Raw genomic sequence first — 16,778 nt, forward strand, 5'->3', positions numbered from 1 at the left:
GGCACGGTGGCCCCCGGCAAGCGCGCCGACCTGCTCCTGCTGAACGCCGACCCCACCGCGGACATCGGTGGCCTCCGCGACCTGCGCATGGTGATCCTGAACGGCGAACTCGCCGTCGACAAAGGCTAGATCGGCCCAGGCGTCTCGAAGGAGCGGATCTCCGTTCGCGGGGCCGGCAGCGCGCCGGTGAGGAGGGTGCGCATCGTCTCCGCCGCGCGGACGGCCGCGTCCCCGCAGCAGTTGTTGAAGAGCAGGTGGAGTTCGTCGGTGCGGTCGGCCAGCCGGCGGATGCGCGGCAGCCATTCCGCCAGTTCCGCCGCGGAATAGGTGTGGCGGAAGCGGTCCTCCTTGGTGCCGGTGCCCCAGCGCGGGCTGCGGCCGTGGAAGCGGACCAGGCCGAGCCGGGGCGTGGTGACGGGCGCGTCCGGGGGCAGCGAGCCGGAAAGGCCCCGGACGGTGTCCACGGCCACGGCGGTGGCGTCCAGGTCGGCGAGGAAGGGGGCGGTGCGGTCGCTGTGCCACCAGGCGGGGTCGCGGAACTCCACGGCGAAGGGCCAGTCGCGGGCCCGTTCACGGGCCGCGCGGACGAATGCCTCGGCGCGGGGGCCGGGGGTGAGGGAGGGCGGGTACTGGAAGAGGAGCGTGCCGAGGCGGCCGGCGCGGCGCAGCGGCTCCAGGGCCTCGGCGTAGCGGGACCACACCTCGGCCAGCAGGGCGTCGTCGCGGGCCCGGCCCCGCAGGTCCGCGGGGAGCGCGGCGGGGCGGGTCGGGTGGCCGGTGAGCAGGGCGTGCGCCTTGACGTCGAAGCGGAAGCCGTCGGGGGTGCGCTCGGCCCAGCGGGCGGTGGTGGCGGCCGTGGGCAGGGCGTAGTACGGGGAGTCCGCCTCCACCACGGGGAAGCGGGTGGCGTAGTGGCGCAGACGGCCCTCGGTGTCGCGCCGGCCCGGCGGGTACCAGCCGGAGGCGAGGAGGGCGCGGTCGGTCCAGCCGCAGGTGCCGATGAGGATGTTCGCCATGGGAGCGGGGGTACCCAGTAGTTCATCCGGTCTTCACGCGCGGGGTTCGGACACGGCAGGAGAAGGGAATCTTGGCGTGTGCATGCTTAGTCGGTACCGCCAGCCCCGCTTCCCCCCGGAGGTCGATGTGTCCGGCAGTTCCCCGTTCCGCCGCGCCCGCACCGTCGTGACGGCCGCCGCCGCCCTCGCCGCCGCGGCCGGCCTGTGGGCCGGGCCCGGCGGCGCGGCCGCGCAGGCCGCGGGCGCCGTGCCCAGCCCCGACCACGTGGTCGTCGTGGTCTTCGAGAACCACTCGTACAGCCAGGTCATCGGGTCCTCCAGCGCGCCGTACATCAACTCGCTGAAGTCCGGCGGCGCCAATCTCACCCAGTCGTACGCGCTGACGCACCCGAGCCAGCCGAACTACTTCGACCTGTTCTCCGGTGCCACGCAGGGCATCACGGACGACAGCTGCTACACCCCCGGCTTCTCGTCCGCCCCCAACCTGGCCTCGGAGCTGATCGCCGCCGGGCGCAGCTGGGCCAGCTACAACGAGTCGCTGCCGAGCCAGGGTTCGACCACGTGCAGCAGCGGATCGTACGCGCGCAAGCACAACCCCTGGTTCGGGTTCGGCAACGTGCCGACGTCGAGCGCGAAGACCTTCGCCCAGTTCCCGACCGACTACTCGACCCTGCCCCAGCTGTCGTTCGTGACCCCGAACCTGTGCAGCGACATGCACGACTGCTCGGTGTCCACCGGTGACACCTGGCTGAAGAACAACCTGGGCGGCTACGCGAGTTGGGCCAAGACCCACAACAGCCTGCTCGTGGTCACCTTCGACGAGGACGACTCGAAGAGCGGGAACCGCATCCCGACCGTGCTCTACGGCCAGCCGGTGACCGCCGGGTCCTCCAGCTCCACCACCTACAACCACTACGACGTGCTGCGCACCCTGGAGGACACGCAGGGCCTGAGCACGCACGCGGGCAACGCGGCCTCCGCCAAGGACATCAGCGGCATCTGGGCCTCCTGAGGCGGCCGGTTCAGCTCCGCCGCGCCGGGAACTCGCCCACGCCCCGCAGGAGTTCGAACAGTTCCGTGGACGACCTGGCCACCCCGTCCCCGCCGGCCCCGGTGATCTCCGCGCGCTGGGCGAGCGCGCGGGGGGTCGCGTAGACGAAGACCGGGACCGTGTCGCCCTGGGCGCGCAGTTCCCGGATCAGTTCGAGGCCGGCGGCGCGGTGGGTGCGGCCGCGTTCCCTGCGGCTCAGGTCCGAGACGACCGCGCCGAAGGGGCGACGGGCGCGGGCGAGGGCCCGCAGCCCCTCGTCGGTCGACTTCACCGAGGTGACCTCGACGCCCAGCTCGCGGAGTTGGGCCACCTCGGTGGCGTTGTTCTCGGGGCGGTCGTCCACCCAGAGCACCGAGTCCAGGGTGTGCGCGGCCGCCGGTGCGCCGACGGCCGCCAGCCTGCCCTGGATGTCGGCCGTGGTCCGGATCAGGCTCTCCGAGTACTCCTGGACCGACAGCTGCGCCTCGCCGACCTTGATCGTGAACCCCCGTGACCTGGCTATCTCCTTGATCAGCGGGAAGAGCCGCCACAGCACCAGGCCCGCCATGAGCGGCCAGGCCAGTCCCGTCAGGGCCTTGATCAGCTCCGTCGCGTCCTTCACGGCACTCCCTCGGGATCGGTGGCGTGCCGCGATTGTCGCAGGGGCGGACGGCCCCGGGCCGGTAATTCCCGGGCGACGATCCCCAGGGGCATGAGAAGGTGCGGTCCGGCCCGGCGAAGGGGGAGGACATGGGACTGACCTACGGCTACGACATCCATCTGCCTCCCCGGAACGTCGCCAGGGCGCTGACCGACCTGGCCGGGCTGGCGCCGCCTTCCCGTGACGTGCCGCCGCTCGCGCTCACGCTGCCCGGGGGCGACCGGCTCGCCCTCCCGTTCACGTCCCGCTTCGAGAGCGAGCCGGTCGACTGCTCCGCGGGCGGCACGCTCGAACTCGACACGTCCCTCCTGTTCGGCGTCGACGACGTGGTGCGCGAGTACGCGGAGCACTGCGGCCACGAGCCGGAGGCGGACGGGCGGGTCGCGATCGGGTACGTCTATCTGACGGTCCGGTTCGAGTCCCCGCTGCACCCCGATTACGCGTCGATGGAGTTCTGGGCGGCGACGTCGACGATGAGCCGCATGTTCGAACGGTCGGCCACCGTCCGGGAGGTGTTCACCGGCCTCACCGCCGCCGCCGGCGGAGCGTGCTGCCTGTTCGACACCGGGGACGGCGGCACCCAGCGGGTGTGCTGGCTGAACGGCGAGCCGGCCGACGAACCGGTCCCCGGCCCCCGCTACCCGGACCTGCGAGCCCTCGTGGACACCTGGCCCGACCCGGGCCGGTGAGCACCGGCCCGGGTAGCGGGTACCGGAAGCCCGGAAGCACGCGCGCGCCTGCGGAGGTGGGAATTCCCGGCGGCCCGTCGCGCAGCCGGCCCGGACGAGACCGGTGACGACCTCGGCGCGCTCCTCGGCGTTGCCCCCGGTCAGCGCATAGGGCAGAAACTGCCAACTCCAGGCTGCCAAGCGCCGAATGCTCCGCAACCGGGGCTGCCACCGAGCGGCAGTAGCCCCGTATCACCGGCCTTCAGGCGACCGCGAATTCGGAAGGGACGGCGACTCCGGCGTCGTTGGCCGCCACGACGACGTCGTGCACCACCGCCGGGTTCTGGTCTGTGCCCGTCTGCGCCAGCAGGTCCCAGACGGTGCTGCCGGTCGCGGCCAGCAGACACCCGGCGACCGCGCCGGCGTACGCGGCGGCCGTGACGGCCCCCGCTTCCGCCGCGACGGTGCCGAGCCCGGTGAATCCCGCCGCTTCCAGCGCCGTCAGCGTGACGTCCGTTCCCCCGGCGAGCTCGGCGGCGTTGTGGAACTCCTCAAGGAAGTGAAGCACCTCTTCGGCAGAGGTCAGCGCCTCCGCGGGCGTCGGCAAGCCGGCGCCGTGCATGCAGAACGTGAACTCGCTCTCGAAACTCATGGCGTTCCTTTCTCCACCCCTCCGGATCTCGTCCCCCGTTGCCTCATGGGCGACTTACTCCTCCAGCTTCCGCTCGAAGCCGTGTTCTCCGGGTTCTCCGGGTCCTCCGGGCTCCCCAGGTCCTCCGGGTTCTCCGGGTCCTCCGGGCTCCCCAGGTCCTCCGGGCTCCCCAGGTCCTCCGGGCTCCCCAGGTCCTCCGGGTTCTCCGGGCTCTCCGGGTTCTCCGGGTTCTCCGGGTTCTCCAGGTCCTCCGGGTTCTCCGGGCTCTCCCGGTTGGCCGGGCTCTCCGGGCTCCCCTGGTTGTCCGGGCTCCCCAGGCTCCCCCGGTTGGCCGGGCTCCCCGGGCTCGCCAGGTTCTCCGGGCTCCCCCGGTTCTCCAGGCCCCCCAGGCTCCCCCGGTTGGCCGGGCTCCCCGGGCTCGCCAGGTTCTCCGGGTTGCCCTGGTTCTCCCGGCTCTCCCGGTTCGGACGTGGCCTCAATCGCGTTCACGGCAGTCGTGACCGTCTCGGCGGACTGCTGCATGGTGGTGTCGGCAACGGCGACGGCCGCTGCGAGCGGAGCGGCACCGCTCAGCCCCAGGAGGGCGCCTCCCAAGTCGACCGCCACGCGGCCGATCGCGATGAACGCGTTCACGATCGCGCTCAGCGCGTCAGCGATGGTCGAGGAGTTGCTGAGGTTGACATTGCCGATCGCATTGAATGCGTTCTCGACCGCGGTTTCCGCGTCCAGCGCGTGTTGGAGTATCCCGGATGCCGCGGTGGTGAGGACGTTTCCGTTCTTCGCGAGCGAGCTCTGCAGATCTTGGACGCGGGCCTTCACCTCCTGCATCGACTTCCCCTGGGAAATCGAACTGAATACGTTCGACAATGCCGTACCGATGTCGGTGACCCGTGGGTCGGTGACGCCTTGAGCGGCCGATCTGATCTGACTGGAGAGCTGGCCGGACTGGTTCAACTGGTTCTGGATCGCTTGCGCCTGAGGCTCCGGAACGGGGACCTCAAACAGCGCCATGCTGCCGTTTCCGTTGGACATGTTCCACACCCTCCTTTCTTTCTCGTATCCAGGTCGAGCATTACTCTATTTTCGATCGACCACTCGGACCTCGCCGGTGGCGGATCCGGAATCCAAGTCGCACACCGTCGCGAGCACCTGCTCGACGCTGACGATTGCCGGAAAGGTGTTGGGGGCGACGACATTCACCCGGACTCCCGCCGGTCCGAGCTCTGACGCCAAATGCCGGCTCGCCATGATGAGCGCCGCTTTGCACGAGCTGTAGCCGAGCTGGCCCAAGTCGGGATACACGTGGAGAGCGGCGACCGAGGACAGGTTGATGACATTCCGACGGGAACGTCGGTTCTCCTCCGGCGTCGACTGCCAGGATTGCCGGTACACTTCCACGGCCACCTGGAGAGGCCGCACGGCATTGAGGGTAAATTGATAAGGGAGACGTTCGAGAAAATCGACCGAGGTGGCGGGGCCCAGATCGTAGTGCACGGCGCCGTTGACGATGAGATCGATATGCCCGAAGGCCGCAAGGGCGAGTTCGGCGATGCGCTCGGCACTGTCCGGAGTGGCCAGGTCGGCGACGATCGGATAGAAATAGGTCCGCATGTCGGGGGATTGATGCGCCGGAGCGAGAGGATCGACCACCCGTTCCTGGTGCCGCACGATGCCGTCGCCGTCTTTGTGGTACACAGCGGCGATGCGATAGCGTGTGCCGAGGTAGCGGCAGAAATTCCGCCCCAGTCGTCCTCCGGCGCCCAGCAGCAGACATACCCTCGTGTCATCCGGGGATTGCTGGTCGGTCATTTCCGCTGCCCTCTCAGCCACGGCACGATCGCCTTTTCGCCCCACCGGGCCACCGCGTCCTCCTTGGGACGGTGCCACCACATGATCAATGAATTGCGTGGCACACGGCTCTCCAGGTAGGTGTGAAAAGACCGAGGCGTGCACTCGAATGCGAGCAGCGCATTGTCCTTCGGAGGGGCCACGAGGAAAGGTTCCGCGACGGGGCCCGTCCTGTCGAGATACAGTCCTGTTTCGCCCCCGTTCCCCGGAACCCACGGCCCGTTGTGCAGGTAGTAGAGGAGCGCCACGGCGCGCACCCGCTCCACTACCTCCAACCCGGCTTCCCCGGTCTCACCGAACCGGTAATCGCAGCGTGAGGGATCCGAGAGATTCACGGCGGAGTCAGGCGAATCCTGGGGCCGGGCCGGGAACCAGCCTGGATTGAGGTCATTGTGTATATGGCCGCTTCGGGCGCCCGGCTCGTGATGATGCAGGCTCGCATCCACGTCGCATGTGAGAGGTGCGTCGAAAACGGATGACATCAGCCGGCGGAACTCCGCGGAGAAGAAGATGTCGAAGGCTCCCCGGTAGCCCGGACGGAAGCCGTGCCCTGTCGCCTCGAAGCCGCGCATGTTCCGCTCGAACCCGTGCCCGCCGGACGCGTCGAGGAGGTCACCCAGTTCGGCTGTCAACTGCTCGTGCAGCGCTGGGGTGAAAACGCTGTCCGCGAGGACGTGGCGGAAGGGGAACGTGCGTACCAGCCAGCGGCGACCGCAGAGAGAACGGTTTAAATCGGTATGCATCGGAGTACCTCGCCTCGAACAAGCGCGAGCGAGTAGATGCAGGAAGAAGCTCTGTAATCACTGTCTTGCGGTACTGGCGGATTCGCAAGTCGTAGGAGCTGGTCGCCAATCACATCGACAACTGCCCTTTTACAGACAGGAGTTGACGGACAGTCCGACCGACGTTCGAGGACAACCCCTAGGACAGGGACCACTTCATGGCGGGGGTGTCATCGGTGCTGTAGATCGCCTCGACCGGTCGCTCGCCGCCCGGCACGGGATAGACGATCTTCCCCCGTGAACAGTCGCCCGCGGTCACGTCGGCGTCCTCGATGTACTCGGGCTTGGGGAAGTCGTCGTAGGTGGTCCTGCTCGGTTCGATGCGGGCGCCGTCGGCGTACGCCAGCGTCCAGGGCTGCGACGAGGTGGTGAACTCGCCATCGGTGGCGCAGATCTTCACTTCCAGCGCTCCCCACACGTAACCCGCGGCTCCGACCTCCTCCGCGGCGGAGACATGTGAGGGGACGGGCTGCGTGTAGGACAGGACGGTGACGGTGCCCGCCGCGGCCTCGTACTCGTCGTCCCCCGGGGAGCTGAACTTCCGCACCTCCCTCAGCGCCGCACTGCCCGGCCTCGCGTCGCCCGCCCGTGGAGTGGCGCTTCCCGTCCGGGCCGTGCTTCCGGGTGTCACGGTCTCCGTGACCGTCACCCGAATCTTTCCCGGCTCGCCGCTGCCACCACAGCCGACGAGGGTGGTCGCGAGTATGGCCATGACCGCCACGGCGGTACCGCGAGCGCGCATGTTCCCCCCTGAGATTGCGAACAGAAGATCATCATCCGCCATGTGGGGGGTGTGTGAAAAATACGGGGGCATCGTGGGGCGCTGACGCCCGCCCCGGACCGGGCCTGCGGCCGGGGCAGCGACCTCACGGAATCAGTACCGACGCAGGGCTGACCTGCGATCGAAGGGCCATCGTTGGTCGTTGTCGGTCACTGCGGGCCACCCTTCGACGGCCCACAGACGGCCCGGTGGTGCCATCGCCGACCTCTTCGTCCCGAAGCAGCCGACCTCGTGTCCGCGGCAAGCCGTCAGTGAGCGTGAGGCGGTGTGTTCCCACGGGAGCAGGGAAGGAGGCAGAGCGGGAGGGAGGACAGGAGACAACCGTGACCGTCCTCGCGATCTTTCTCCTCATTATCGGGACGCTCTTGGTCCTGCTTGGGGCACTTCTGGTCCTTATCGGGACATCCTTGATCACTATCGGGGTGGCCTTGATCCTTTTGGGGGCGACCTTGATTGCCGTGGGCACGTACTTGCTGATCCGGAGACTTCTCGGCCGCGATCGGGGACGATCTCACTTCTGGTGAATCCGAGGACAGGCCCTCAGCGCAGCCACCTCAGAATCGGATCGATGGATCACGGCTGGGTCAAGGCGGCGGGGGTCGGCCAGCGGTCCGTCAATGACGACCAACCGCGCCTGCGCCCGGGCGATCGTCCACTGAGGTCCGACGCCGACCGCTGCTGTTCGTCCTTGTTGGTGTCAGCCGGTGATGTCAGGCGCCGCACGCTCGTCGCTACTCTCGAGGGCACCGCTCCGGCGCCGGACGGCCCAGGTTCAGTGAGAGACGGCAGGGCCGACGGTCCACGACCATCGGCCCCACCCGTCGAATCAATGGGAAACCCGCCCTGACCTTCCCCTACAGCACCGGCAGGTTCTTCCGCAGCTCGAACGCGGTCACCTCACTGCGGTACTCCTCCCACTCCTGCCGCTTGTTGCGCAGGAAGAAGTCGAAGACGTGCTCGCCCAGGGTCTCGGCCACCAGGTCGCTGCGTTCCATGAGGGTGAGGGCCTCGCCGAGGTTCTGCGGGAGGGGTTCGATGCCCATGGCCCGGCGCTCGGCGTCGGAGAGGGCCCAGACGTCGTCCTCGGCGCCCGGCGGCAGTTCGTAGCCCTCCTCGATGCCCTTGAGGCCGGCGGCCAGCAGGACCGCGTAGGCCAGATAGGGGTTGGCGCCGGAGTCGAGGGAGCGGACCTCGACGCGGGCCGAGCCGGTCTTGCCGGGCTTGTACATCGGGACGCGGACCAGGGCGCTGCGGTTGTTGTGGCCCCAGCAGATGTACGAGGGGGCCTCGCCGCCCGCGCCGGCCGTGCGCTCGGAGCCGCCCCAGATGCGCTTGTAGGAGTTGACCCACTGGTTGGTGACCGCCGAGAGCTCGGCCGCGTGCCTGAGCAGGCCGGCGATGAAGGAGCGGCCGACCTTGGACAGCTGGTACTCCGCGCCCGACTCGTAGAACGCGTTGCGGTCGCCCTCGAAGAGGGAGAGGTGGGTGTGCATGCCGCTGCCCGGGTGCTCGGAGAACGGCTTGGGCATGAAGGTGGCCTGGACCCCCTGCTCCAGCGCGACCTGCTTCATGACCAGGCGGAAGGTCATGATGTTGTCGGCCGTGGAGAGGGCGTCCGCGTAGCGCAGGTCGATCTCCTGCTGGCCCGGCGCGCCCTCGTGGTGGGAGAACTCCACCGAGATGCCCATCGACTCCAGCATGGTGATCGCCTGCCGGCGGAAGTCCATGCCGACGCTGGTCGGCGTGTGGTCGAAGTAGCCCGAGTTGTCGGCCGGGGTCGGGCGGGAGCCGTCCAGCGGGCGGTCCTTCAGCAGGAAGAACTCGATCTCCGGGTGGGTGTAGAAGGTGAAGCCCAGGTCGGAGGTGCGGGCCAGGGCGCGCTTGAGGACGTAGCGCGGGTCGGCGAAGGAGGGGGAGCCGTCCGGCATCAGGATGTCGCAGAACATCCGGGCCGTGCCGGGCGTCTCCGCGCGCCACGGCAGCATCTGGAAGGTGGACGGGTCCGGCTTGGCGATCATGTCGGACTCGTAGACGCGGGCGAAGCCCTCGATGGCCGAGCCGTCGAAGCCGATGCCCTCGTCGAAGGCCTGCTCCAGCTCGGCGGGGGCCACCGCCACGGACTTCAGGAAGCCCAGCACGTCCGTGAACCACAGGCGTACGAACCGGATGTCGCGCTCCTCCAAGGTCCGGAGCACGAACTCCTGCTGCTTGTCCATCTTCCGATTCCCCATCCTTGCTGGTCAGGAGCATCCCACCACAACCGCGTTTCGTGCGTGTTGCGGACCTTGATCGCCCCGGCGTCCGCGTTCTGAACGCCTCCTCTACGGCAGGTGTACTGCCCTGTCGCCCATCTTGCCTGCCTGCGCCGGGATACGTCATGGCCGGGCCCGGTGACGGAGTGAGGCAGAACACGCCCATTTAATTTGCATCCAAGATGCAAATTTCCATAGCGTTTGACCAGTCGAGATCGTCAAGGAGTCCGCGATGCTGTCCGAGCAGTCCGCCGCCATCGTCCGCGCCACCCTCCCCGCCGTGGGCGCGGCCATCGAACAGATCACCGACCGCTTCTACTCGCGCCTCTTCGCGGCGCACCCGGAGCTGCTGCGTGACCTGTTCAACCGGGGCAACCAGGCCTCCGGCGCCCAGAAGTCGGCGCTCGCGGGCTCCATCGCGGCGTTCGCCGGCCACCTGGTGCAGCACCCGGACGAGCGTCCGGACGTGATGCTGAGCCGCATCGCCCACAAGCACGCCTCCCTGGGCGTGGTGCCCGAGCAGTACCCGGTCGTCCACGAGCACCTCTTCGCCGCCATCGCCGAGGTCCTCGGCGACGCCGTCACCCCCGAGGTCGCCGAGGCCTGGACCGAGGTCTACTGGCTGATGGCCAACGCGCTCATCGCCATCGAGAAGCGCCTCTACGAGGAGAGCGGCTCCAAGGAGCTGCACGCCTGGGAGGTCGTGGGCCGCGAGGAGGACACCGCCGACGTGGTCACCTTCCGGGTGCGCCCGGTCGACGGCGCCCCGGTGCGGGAGTTCCGGGCCGGGCAGTACGTCTCCGTCGGGGTCAAGCTCGCCGACGGCGCCCGCCAGATACGCCAGTACAGCCTGTCCGGCGCCCCCGGCGAGTCGGTGCGGCAGTTCAGCGTCAAGCGGGTGCACGGCGGGGCGACCCCCGACGGCGAGGTCTCCAACCACCTGCACGCCGACGTCCGGGTGGGCGACGTGCTCGAACTCTCGGAGCCGTTCGGCGACCTGGTGCTCGACGACATCGCCGGGCGGCCCCTGCTGCTCGCCTCCGCCGGCATCGGCGTGACCCCCATGGTCGCGATGCTGGCCGCGCTCGCGGCCGACGGGCACGACGCCCCGGTCACCGTGGTGCACGGCGACCGCTCCCCCGCCGACCACGCGCTGCGCAACGACCACCAGGCCTACGCCGGCAAGCTCGCGGACTGCGCCGCCCACTTCTTCTACGAGCGCGACGCCGAGCCCGGCACCCGCACCGGTCTGGTCGACCTGTCCGGCATCCCGGTGGCCTCCGGCACCCGCGCCTACCTGTGCGGCCCGCTGCCCTTCATGCGCGCCGTGCGCGCCCAGCTGATCGAGAAGGGCGTGGCCCCGGCCGACATCCACTACGAGGTCTTCGGGCCCGACCTGTGGCTCGCCTCGGGCAACTGAGCACACCGCGCGGGGGCCGTCCACCGGTGAGACCGGTGGGCGGCCCTTCGCCTTGCCCGCGCGCCGGGCGACGGCGGGGTCTCAGGAGAGAGGGGTGCCGGAGGGGCCCATCGTGATGCCCAGCAGGACCGGGCCCGTGGGGTCCTTGACGATCTGGTCCAGGGTGATCGGGTCCAGGTAGGAGTAGAAGGCGTCCTGCGCCCGGCGCAGGGCACCGCGCAGGCGGCAGTCCGAGCGCAGCGGGCAGGGGGTGGGGCCCTCGCACTCCACCACCTCGTCCTCGCCCTCGAAGCTGCGGACCACCGCACCGACCGACGCGGTACGGCCCCGCTCGGTGAGCGCCAGACCGCCGCCACGGCCGCGGCGGGCGTCGACCAGACCCATGTGCTGGAGCTCGGCGACCACCTTCGCGGCATGCGTGTAGGGCACGCCCATGTCCTCGGCGACCTTGCGGGTCGCGGGCGTGTCATCGGTGGTGACGGCGAGGCGCATCAGGATGCGCAGGGCGAGGTCGGTGGAGCGCAGCAGCCGCATATCGCGAGCGTAAATAATACGCATCCGCGGTGCAAATATTCCCGATTGTCGCACGCGGTCTACGGCAGCCCTCCACCGCGCCATTACGATCAGCGGGCCCCACCCCCCGTCCGCCCCTTTCCCCCAGAAGGACAACGCCTCATGGGTTCCGCCAACAACAGCAGCAACGCGGCGCGCAAGGCGCGCATCGAGGAGATGCGGCGCGCCGAGCGCTCCCGCGAGCGCCGCAACCGGGTGCTGATCGTCGCCGCGTCCGTGGTGGTCGTCGCCGGGCTCGTGGTCGGCGGTGTGGCCCTCGTGGACTCCGGCTCCGACTCCGGCAAGAAGGACTCCGCGGCGGCCGCCGGCGACAGCGGCAAGAACGTCGACAGCAAGAGCTCCGGGGACTCCGGCCACTTCACCACCGGCAAGGACGGCGTGCGCGTCTGGAAGGGCACGCTGGCGCGGACCCATGTGACGACCAAGGTGTCGTACCCCATGCACCCGCCGGTCGGCGGCAACCACAACCCGGTGTGGGCCGACTGCAACGGCGACGTCTACAACCAGCAGCTGCACGACGAGAACGCGGTGCACTCGCTGGAGCACGGCGCGGTCTGGGTGACGTACACGGACAAGGCGAGCAAGGCCGATGTCGAGGCGCTGGCGGCGAAGGTGAAGCAGACGCCGTACTCGCTGATGAGCCCGTACGAGAGCCAGTCCGCGCCGCTGATCCTGTCCGCGTGGGGCCACCAGGTGGCCGTCAAGAGCGCGAAGGACCCCGAAGTGGACAAGTTCTTCTCGGACTTCGTCCAGGGGCCGCAGACGCCCGAGCCGGGCGCCTCCTGCACCGGTGGAGTGATGAAGTGAGCCGGCGCGTCATCGGCTGGGCGGCGGGTGCCGCGGCGGCGGCGCTCGTCGCGGCCGGCGGGATCACGTACGCGGTCGCCGATTCCGGTGACGGCCCGGCGGCGCCGAGGACGCCGGGCGCGGACTCGGCGGACGCCGGGTTCGCGCGGGACATGGCCGTGCACCACCAGCAGGCCGTCGAGATGTCGTACATCGTGCGGGACCGCACGAAGGACGAGGACGTGCGGCGGCTCGCCTACGACATCGCGCAGACGCAGGCCAACCAGCGCGGGATGCTGCTGGGCTGGCTCGATCTGTGGGGGCTGCCGAAGGTGTCGGCCGATCCGCCGATGACCTGGATGGGCATGGGCGGCATGGTCACCGCGAAGGACGGTTCGCTGATGCCCGGCATGGCGACCAACACCCAGCTGGAGAAGCTGCGGACGCTCAGCGGGAAGCAGGCCGAGATCTTCTACCTCCAGCTGATGACGAACCATCACAAGGGCGGCATCCACATGGCGGAGGGCTGTGTCGCCAAGTGCACCGTGGGCGTGGAGAAACGGCTGGCCCAGGGCATGGTCGACGCGCAGCAGTCGGAGCTCCAGGTGATGGCCGGGATGCTCAAGGAGCGCGGTGCCGAACCGCTTCCGTGACCAGGGAACAAGTCAGTTCGTAACACAGCCGTAAGGAAAAACTGCCCAAATCCCCCTGCGTAACGGTTACTTGAGTTTCTCTTGACCATTACGTTCCCCTGGCATGAACGGTTCATCGGCCAGAGTTGCCCCCATCGTGTGATCCATTCGCCGGCCGACACCACCGCCGCGGGCCGGCGCACGGAGCCGCGATGCACCTACCTACTACGTGCATGCGTATCGCATCGCAGGGGGTTCTATGAGATCCAACCGCGCCAAGACGCGCGCCGTGAGCATGGCAGCGACACTGCCCATGATCGCCGGTGCGCTGGCGCTGGGCATACCCGCGGCCCACGCCGCGGACAGCCCCGCTCGTGACGTACTGAAGGGCACCAAGCCGCTGTGGGCCACCGCCAAGGCGGACAAGGGCGCCACCTCGAACGGCGCCCAGGTCAAGGCCCGGGTCTACCTCGCCGGCAAGGACGCGTCGGGCCTCGCCGCCTACGCGAAGGCCGTGTCCGACCCCAGCTCGCCCCAGTACGGCAAGTACCTGAGCGCCAAGCAGGCCCAGTCCCGCTTCGGCGCCACCAAGGCCCAGGTCGCGGCCGTCAAGTCCTGGCTGACGGCGTCCGGTCTGAAGGTCACCGAGGTCACCCAGCACTACGTCGCCGTCTCCGGTGACGTGGCCGCCGCCGAGAAGGCGTTCGGCACCCAGCTGCACAACTTCGCCAAGGGCTCGAAGACCTACCGCGCCCCGGCGCAGACGGCCTCCGTCCCGGCCGCCCTGAAGGGCACCGTCCTGACCGTCACCGGTCTGGACAGCGCCCCGCACAAGGCGAACCACGACGACACGCTGCCGCCGCCGGACGCCGTGTTCAAGAACGCCGGGCCGTTCTCCACGTACTACGGCTCCAACATCGCGAGCACGCTGCCGAGCGCGTACGGCCAGAAGCAGCCGTACGCCGTCAAGGGTTACACCGGCAAGCAGCTGCGCGCCGCCTACGGTGCCGGCAAGTACACCGGCAAGGGCGTCCGCGTCGCCATCACCGACGCCTACGCCTCGCCGACCATCGCCTACGACGCCGGCAAGTACGCGGCGAACAACGGCGACAAGGCGTGGAAGACCAGCCAGCTGCACCAGGTGCTGCCGAACGCGTACACCAAGACGGACGAGTGCGGTGCCGCCGGCTGGTACGGCGAGGAGACCCTCGACGTCGAGGCCGTGCACGCGGTCGCGCCGGACGCCGACGTGACCTACGTCGGTGCGGCGTCCTGCTACGACGACGACCTGCTCGACTCGCTGAGCAAGGTGGTCGACAACCACCTGGCCGACATCGTCTCCAACTCGTGGGGCGACGTGGAGGCCAACCAGACGCCGGACCTCGCGGCCGCCTACGACCAGGTGTTCCAGCTGGGCGCGGTGCAGGGCATCGGCTTCTACTTCTCCTCCGGTGACGACGGCGACCAGGTCGCCAACACCGGTGTGAAGCAGGTCGACACGCCGGCCAACTCCGCCTGGGTGACCGCCGTCGGCGGTACGTCCCTCGCGGTCGGCAAGAACGACAAGTACCTGTGGGAGACCGGCTGGGGCACCGAGAAGGCGACCCTGTCCGCGGACGGCACGAGCTGGACGAACTTCCCCGGCACCTTCAACTCGGGTGCGGGCGGCGGCACCAGCAGCACGGTCGCCGAGCCGTACTACCAGAAGGGCGTCGTCCCGGACGCGCTCGCCAAGGCGAACAACGCCTCCGGCAACCGCGTCGTCCCGGACATCGCGGCCATCGCCGACCCGAACACCGGCTTCCTGGTCGGCCAGACCCAGACCTTCCCCGACGGGTCGCAGCAGTACAGCGAGTACCGCATCGGCGGCACCTCGCTGGCCGCGCCGACCATCGCGGGTGTCCAGGCCCTGGCGCAGGAGGCGCGCGGCGGCGCGGCGATCGGCTTCGCCAACCCGTCGATCTACGCCAAGTTCGGTGAGAAGGGCGTCTACCACGACGTCACGGACAACCCGACGGGCCACGGCCTCGCGGTCGTCCGCGTCGACTACGCCAACAGCGTGGACGACAGCAAGGGCCTGCTCTACTCCGTCCGCAGCCTCGGCAAGGACAGCTCGCTGTCCGCGACCAAGGGCTACGACGACGTGACGGGCGTGGGCTCCCCGGCGGACGGCTACGTCACGTCGTTCACGAAGAGCGCCCAGAAGCAGCACTGACACGCTGCCGCCGGGCCTGACCGGCCGGGCGGAAGGGGGCGTGGGGTCCTGGCGGGCCCCGCGCCCCCTTCGCGTCGGCGGGTCAGCCGGCGGGCCAGGTGCCGAGGGCGCGGGCCAGCCGGTCGTTCTGCTCGCGGGTGATGCCCTGGGCGAGGCGGACGCCGCACCGCGGGCTCATCGGCTCGTCGCAGTGCAGGATGCCGAGGAAGGACTCCTGGCCGCCCGAGAGGGGCGAGGCGGCGGAGGGCGTCCACGCGGCGGGCTCCCACAGCGGGTGGTCCGCGAGGAGTGCCTCCGCGAGGCCCGGGGCCAGTTCGGCGGGGATGCCCGCCCGCTCCAGCGCGTCGGCGACGACGTCCGCGGCCTCCTCGGGCAGGTCCTGGTCGCCGAGGGCGGGCAGCAGGAGGAGCAGGCGCGCGTGCTCCGCGTGGATTCCCGGGGCGCCGTGGTCCGGGGTGCGGGCGATGTGGACCAGCTCCCGCCAGGACAGGCCCGGCCCGGCCTGGTGGCCGCCGACGGAGGCCAGGTGGCCGGTGCGGTCCCACTCGGGGTGGGTGACGAGGTACTCCGTGCCCGGGTCGTCGGGGATGTTGCAGCCGAGGACCACCGCGGTGTGGCCGCCGCCGAAGGGAATCCGGAACACCGGCCACCGGTCCTCGTCGGTCAGCGCGAGCCACGCGGCGTCGGTGTCGGCACCATCGGCACCGAACCACTCCGGGACGGGGTCGTACTCCTCCGTCTGGCTCAGCCACAGCAGGTACGCCGCCCAGAACCCGGGCAGCGCCGGCAGCTCCTCCCCGTCGACGAGGGGAGCGTTCTCGAAACCGTGTATCAGCACGGGTCCAGAGTGCCAGCCGCCTGTGACAGTCCGTCCGCGCGGGACGGCCACCGGCGCGGGCTCGCCGCGGCCGGTGGCCGGTTTCCGTGCCGCGTCCGGGGCTAGCGGACGTGGACCGTGACGACGTCGGAGGCGTGCAGCCGCACGGGGTGGCGGTCGTGCTTGTCCTTCAAGCCGTAGAGCACCGCACGGAATTGCAGGTCGCCGCGGTGCGCGGCGGAGCCGTGCGCGGTGAGCCGCGCGCCGGCCTTGGCCGCGGTGGTGCAGTTCTCCTGGTGCCACGGCTGCTTGCCGGCGCGCTCCTCCAGGCACAGCTGGTGCAGGTAGCCGGCGCTGTCGTCGTCGCCGTGCGCGGTGATCGTGAACGTCTTGCCGACGTGCGCCGTCCGAGGTGCCGTGATCTCCACGTCCCCCTTGGCGAACGCCGGCACGGCGGCCAGCGTCACCGCGGCCAGCCCCAGCGCGCCGATCACGGCCCCCCGGACGCCCCGCGCCCTCGTCTTCTTCGTCCCGTTCATGGACTTCCCTCCCCTGGGTCCCCCGGCGTCCGGCGAGACCCGCTTCGATCCCAAAGCGCCCGATTGCGCCTCGCTGGTCCTTCAGATGGGTGGGCCGGTGGGTCGG

The 16,778-nt window shown here is 69.9% G+C and carries 18 protein-coding genes; 8 read left to right on the forward strand and 10 right to left on the reverse strand.

Going from position 1 to position 16,778, the window contains the following annotated elements:
* Nucleotides 1-6 precede the first annotated feature (6 nt).
* Entirely contained in the window at nucleotides 7-129 is a 123-nt protein-coding gene (locus tag BLW85_RS40590) for a hypothetical protein (RefSeq protein WP_279628595.1), read from the forward strand.
* On the opposite strand, the gene BLW85_RS13075 is transcribed toward BLW85_RS40590, so the two are convergent.
* A complete protein-coding gene (locus BLW85_RS13075) occupies nucleotides 126-1,016 on the reverse strand; it encodes a DUF72 domain-containing protein (RefSeq protein ID WP_074992126.1) in 891 nt (296 codons plus the stop codon). The two genes, BLW85_RS40590 and BLW85_RS13075, sit on opposite strands and share 4 nt — an antisense overlap.
* A gap of 127 nt (nucleotides 1,017-1,143) precedes the next feature.
* On the opposite strand from BLW85_RS13075, the gene BLW85_RS13080 reads away from it, so the two are divergent.
* Nucleotides 1,144-2,028, forward strand: coding sequence for an alkaline phosphatase family protein (locus BLW85_RS13080; RefSeq protein WP_070027506.1), 885 nt, complete (start codon nucleotides 1,144-1,146; stop codon nucleotides 2,026-2,028).
* Nucleotides 2,029-2,038: 10 nt separating this feature from the next.
* Here the strand turns inward: BLW85_RS13080 and BLW85_RS13085 are convergent, their stop codons facing one another.
* On the reverse strand, nucleotides 2,039-2,668 hold the full coding sequence (locus BLW85_RS13085) for a response regulator (protein ID WP_074992127.1): 630 nt from the start codon (nucleotides 2,666-2,668) through the stop codon (nucleotides 2,039-2,041).
* 128 nt (nucleotides 2,669-2,796) lie between these two features.
* Here BLW85_RS13085 and BLW85_RS13090 point away from each other — a divergent pair, with 128 nt between their 5' ends.
* Nucleotides 2,797-3,396: a hypothetical protein gene (locus tag BLW85_RS13090; protein ID WP_074992128.1), complete on the forward strand. Its 600-nt coding sequence runs from the start codon at nucleotides 2,797-2,799 to the stop codon at nucleotides 3,394-3,396.
* A gap of 241 nt (nucleotides 3,397-3,637) precedes the next feature.
* On the opposite strand, the gene BLW85_RS13095 is transcribed toward BLW85_RS13090, so the two are convergent.
* The gene (locus BLW85_RS13095) at nucleotides 3,638-4,027 is read right to left on the reverse strand and encodes a hypothetical protein (protein WP_074992129.1); all 390 of its coding nucleotides are present in this window, start codon (nucleotides 4,025-4,027) and stop codon (nucleotides 3,638-3,640) included.
* A 469-nt stretch (nucleotides 4,028-4,496) separates the two neighbouring features.
* Between BLW85_RS13095 and BLW85_RS40120 the strand changes: the two genes are divergently transcribed.
* Nucleotides 4,497-4,937 (forward strand): hypothetical protein, encoded by a 441-nt coding sequence (locus tag BLW85_RS40120; protein WP_167381357.1) that lies wholly within the window; start codon nucleotides 4,497-4,499, stop codon nucleotides 4,935-4,937.
* A 167-nt stretch (nucleotides 4,938-5,104) separates the two neighbouring features.
* Here the strand turns inward: BLW85_RS40120 and BLW85_RS13105 are convergent, their stop codons facing one another.
* The 4 genes from BLW85_RS13105 to BLW85_RS13125 form a co-directional block, all read right to left on the reverse strand.
* A complete protein-coding gene (locus BLW85_RS13105) occupies nucleotides 5,105-5,836 on the reverse strand; it encodes an SDR family NAD(P)-dependent oxidoreductase (RefSeq protein WP_074992130.1) in 732 nt (243 codons plus the stop codon).
* A complete protein-coding gene (locus BLW85_RS13110) occupies nucleotides 5,833-6,618 on the reverse strand; it encodes a 2OG-Fe(II) oxygenase family protein (RefSeq protein ID WP_074992131.1) in 786 nt (261 codons plus the stop codon). Before BLW85_RS13110 ends, BLW85_RS13105 begins: the two co-directional genes overlap by 4 nt.
* 178 nt (nucleotides 6,619-6,796) lie before the next feature.
* Nucleotides 6,797-7,204 carry a hypothetical protein gene (locus BLW85_RS13115; RefSeq protein ID WP_074992132.1) on the reverse strand — a complete coding sequence of 136 codons (408 nt, stop codon included), beginning with the start codon at nucleotides 7,202-7,204 and terminating at the stop codon, nucleotides 6,797-6,799.
* A 1,088-nt stretch (nucleotides 7,205-8,292) separates the two neighbouring features.
* Entirely contained in the window at nucleotides 8,293-9,654 is a 1,362-nt protein-coding gene (locus BLW85_RS13125) for a glutamine synthetase family protein (RefSeq protein WP_070027515.1), read from the reverse strand.
* 268 nt (nucleotides 9,655-9,922) lie between these two features.
* On the opposite strand from BLW85_RS13125, the gene BLW85_RS13130 reads away from it, so the two are divergent.
* Nucleotides 9,923-11,110 (forward strand): globin domain-containing protein, encoded by a 1,188-nt coding sequence (locus tag BLW85_RS13130; protein WP_074992133.1) that lies wholly within the window; start codon nucleotides 9,923-9,925, stop codon nucleotides 11,108-11,110.
* Nucleotides 11,111-11,191: 81 nt separating this feature from the next.
* On the opposite strand, the gene BLW85_RS13135 is transcribed toward BLW85_RS13130, so the two are convergent.
* The gene (locus tag BLW85_RS13135) at nucleotides 11,192-11,644 is read right to left on the reverse strand and encodes an RrF2 family transcriptional regulator (RefSeq protein WP_074992134.1); all 453 of its coding nucleotides are present in this window, start codon (nucleotides 11,642-11,644) and stop codon (nucleotides 11,192-11,194) included.
* 141 nt (nucleotides 11,645-11,785) lie between these two features.
* Here BLW85_RS13135 and BLW85_RS13140 point away from each other — a divergent pair, with 141 nt between their 5' ends.
* The 3 genes from BLW85_RS13140 (at nucleotide 11,786) to BLW85_RS13150 (ending at nucleotide 15,316) form a co-directional block, all read left to right on the forward strand.
* The gene (locus BLW85_RS13140; protein ID WP_074992135.1) at nucleotides 11,786-12,490 is read left to right on the forward strand and encodes a DUF3105 domain-containing protein; all 705 of its coding nucleotides are present in this window, start codon (nucleotides 11,786-11,788) and stop codon (nucleotides 12,488-12,490) included.
* On the forward strand, nucleotides 12,487-13,122 hold the full coding sequence (locus BLW85_RS13145) for a DUF305 domain-containing protein (protein WP_070027519.1): 636 nt from the start codon (nucleotides 12,487-12,489) through the stop codon (nucleotides 13,120-13,122). The genes BLW85_RS13140 and BLW85_RS13145 overlap by 4 nt, the downstream gene beginning before the upstream one ends.
* 238 nt (nucleotides 13,123-13,360) lie before the next feature.
* Complete coding sequence (locus BLW85_RS13150) at nucleotides 13,361-15,316, forward strand: S53 family peptidase (RefSeq protein WP_074992136.1); 1,956 nt, start codon at nucleotides 13,361-13,363, stop codon at nucleotides 15,314-15,316.
* Between the two features lie 82 nt (nucleotides 15,317-15,398).
* Here BLW85_RS13150 and BLW85_RS13155 read toward each other — a convergent pair whose 3' ends face one another.
* Both BLW85_RS13155 and BLW85_RS13160 read right to left on the reverse strand, forming a co-directional pair.
* Entirely contained in the window at nucleotides 15,399-16,154 is a 756-nt protein-coding gene (locus BLW85_RS13155) for a hypothetical protein (RefSeq protein ID WP_074992137.1), read from the reverse strand.
* Nucleotides 16,155-16,255: 101 nt separating this feature from the next.
* Nucleotides 16,256-16,672 (reverse strand): hypothetical protein, encoded by a 417-nt coding sequence (locus tag BLW85_RS13160; RefSeq protein ID WP_070027523.1) that lies wholly within the window; start codon nucleotides 16,670-16,672, stop codon nucleotides 16,256-16,258.
* Between the last annotated feature and the right edge of the window lie 106 nt (nucleotides 16,673-16,778).

The sequence above is a fragment of the Streptomyces misionensis genome (assembly GCF_900104815.1).
In the GTDB taxonomy this organism is placed as follows: domain Bacteria; phylum Actinomycetota; class Actinomycetes; order Streptomycetales; family Streptomycetaceae; genus Streptomyces; species Streptomyces misionensis.

Bases quoted from the DNA above. Each gene is read 5' to 3' on its own strand.
- BLW85_RS13125 (WP_070027515.1), bottom strand. From the start codon at position 9,654: ATGGACAAGCAGCAGGAGTTCGTGCTCCGGACCTTGGAGGAGCGCGAC.
- BLW85_RS13150 (WP_074992136.1), top strand. From the start codon at position 13,361: ATGAGATCCAACCGCGCCAAGACGCGCGCCGTGAGCATGGCAGCGACA.
- BLW85_RS13110 (WP_074992131.1), bottom strand. From the start codon at position 6,618: ATGCATACCGATTTAAACCGTTCTCTCTGCGGTCGCCGCTGGCTGGTA.
- BLW85_RS13130 (WP_074992133.1), top strand. From the start codon at position 9,923: ATGCTGTCCGAGCAGTCCGCCGCCATCGTCCGCGCCACCCTCCCCGCC.
- BLW85_RS13140 (WP_074992135.1), top strand. From the start codon at position 11,786: ATGGGTTCCGCCAACAACAGCAGCAACGCGGCGCGCAAGGCGCGCATC.
- BLW85_RS13135 (WP_074992134.1), bottom strand. From the start codon at position 11,644: ATGCGGCTGCTGCGCTCCACCGACCTCGCCCTGCGCATCCTGATGCGC.
- BLW85_RS13095 (WP_074992129.1), bottom strand. From the start codon at position 4,027: ATGAGTTTCGAGAGCGAGTTCACGTTCTGCATGCACGGCGCCGGCTTG.
- BLW85_RS13075 (WP_074992126.1), bottom strand. From the start codon at position 1,016: ATGGCGAACATCCTCATCGGCACCTGCGGCTGGACCGACCGCGCCCTC.
- BLW85_RS13160 (WP_070027523.1), bottom strand. From the start codon at position 16,672: ATGAACGGGACGAAGAAGACGAGGGCGCGGGGCGTCCGGGGGGCCGTG.
- BLW85_RS13105 (WP_074992130.1), bottom strand. From the start codon at position 5,836: ATGACCGACCAGCAATCCCCGGATGACACGAGGGTATGTCTGCTGCTG.
- BLW85_RS13090 (WP_074992128.1), top strand. From the start codon at position 2,797: ATGGGACTGACCTACGGCTACGACATCCATCTGCCTCCCCGGAACGTC.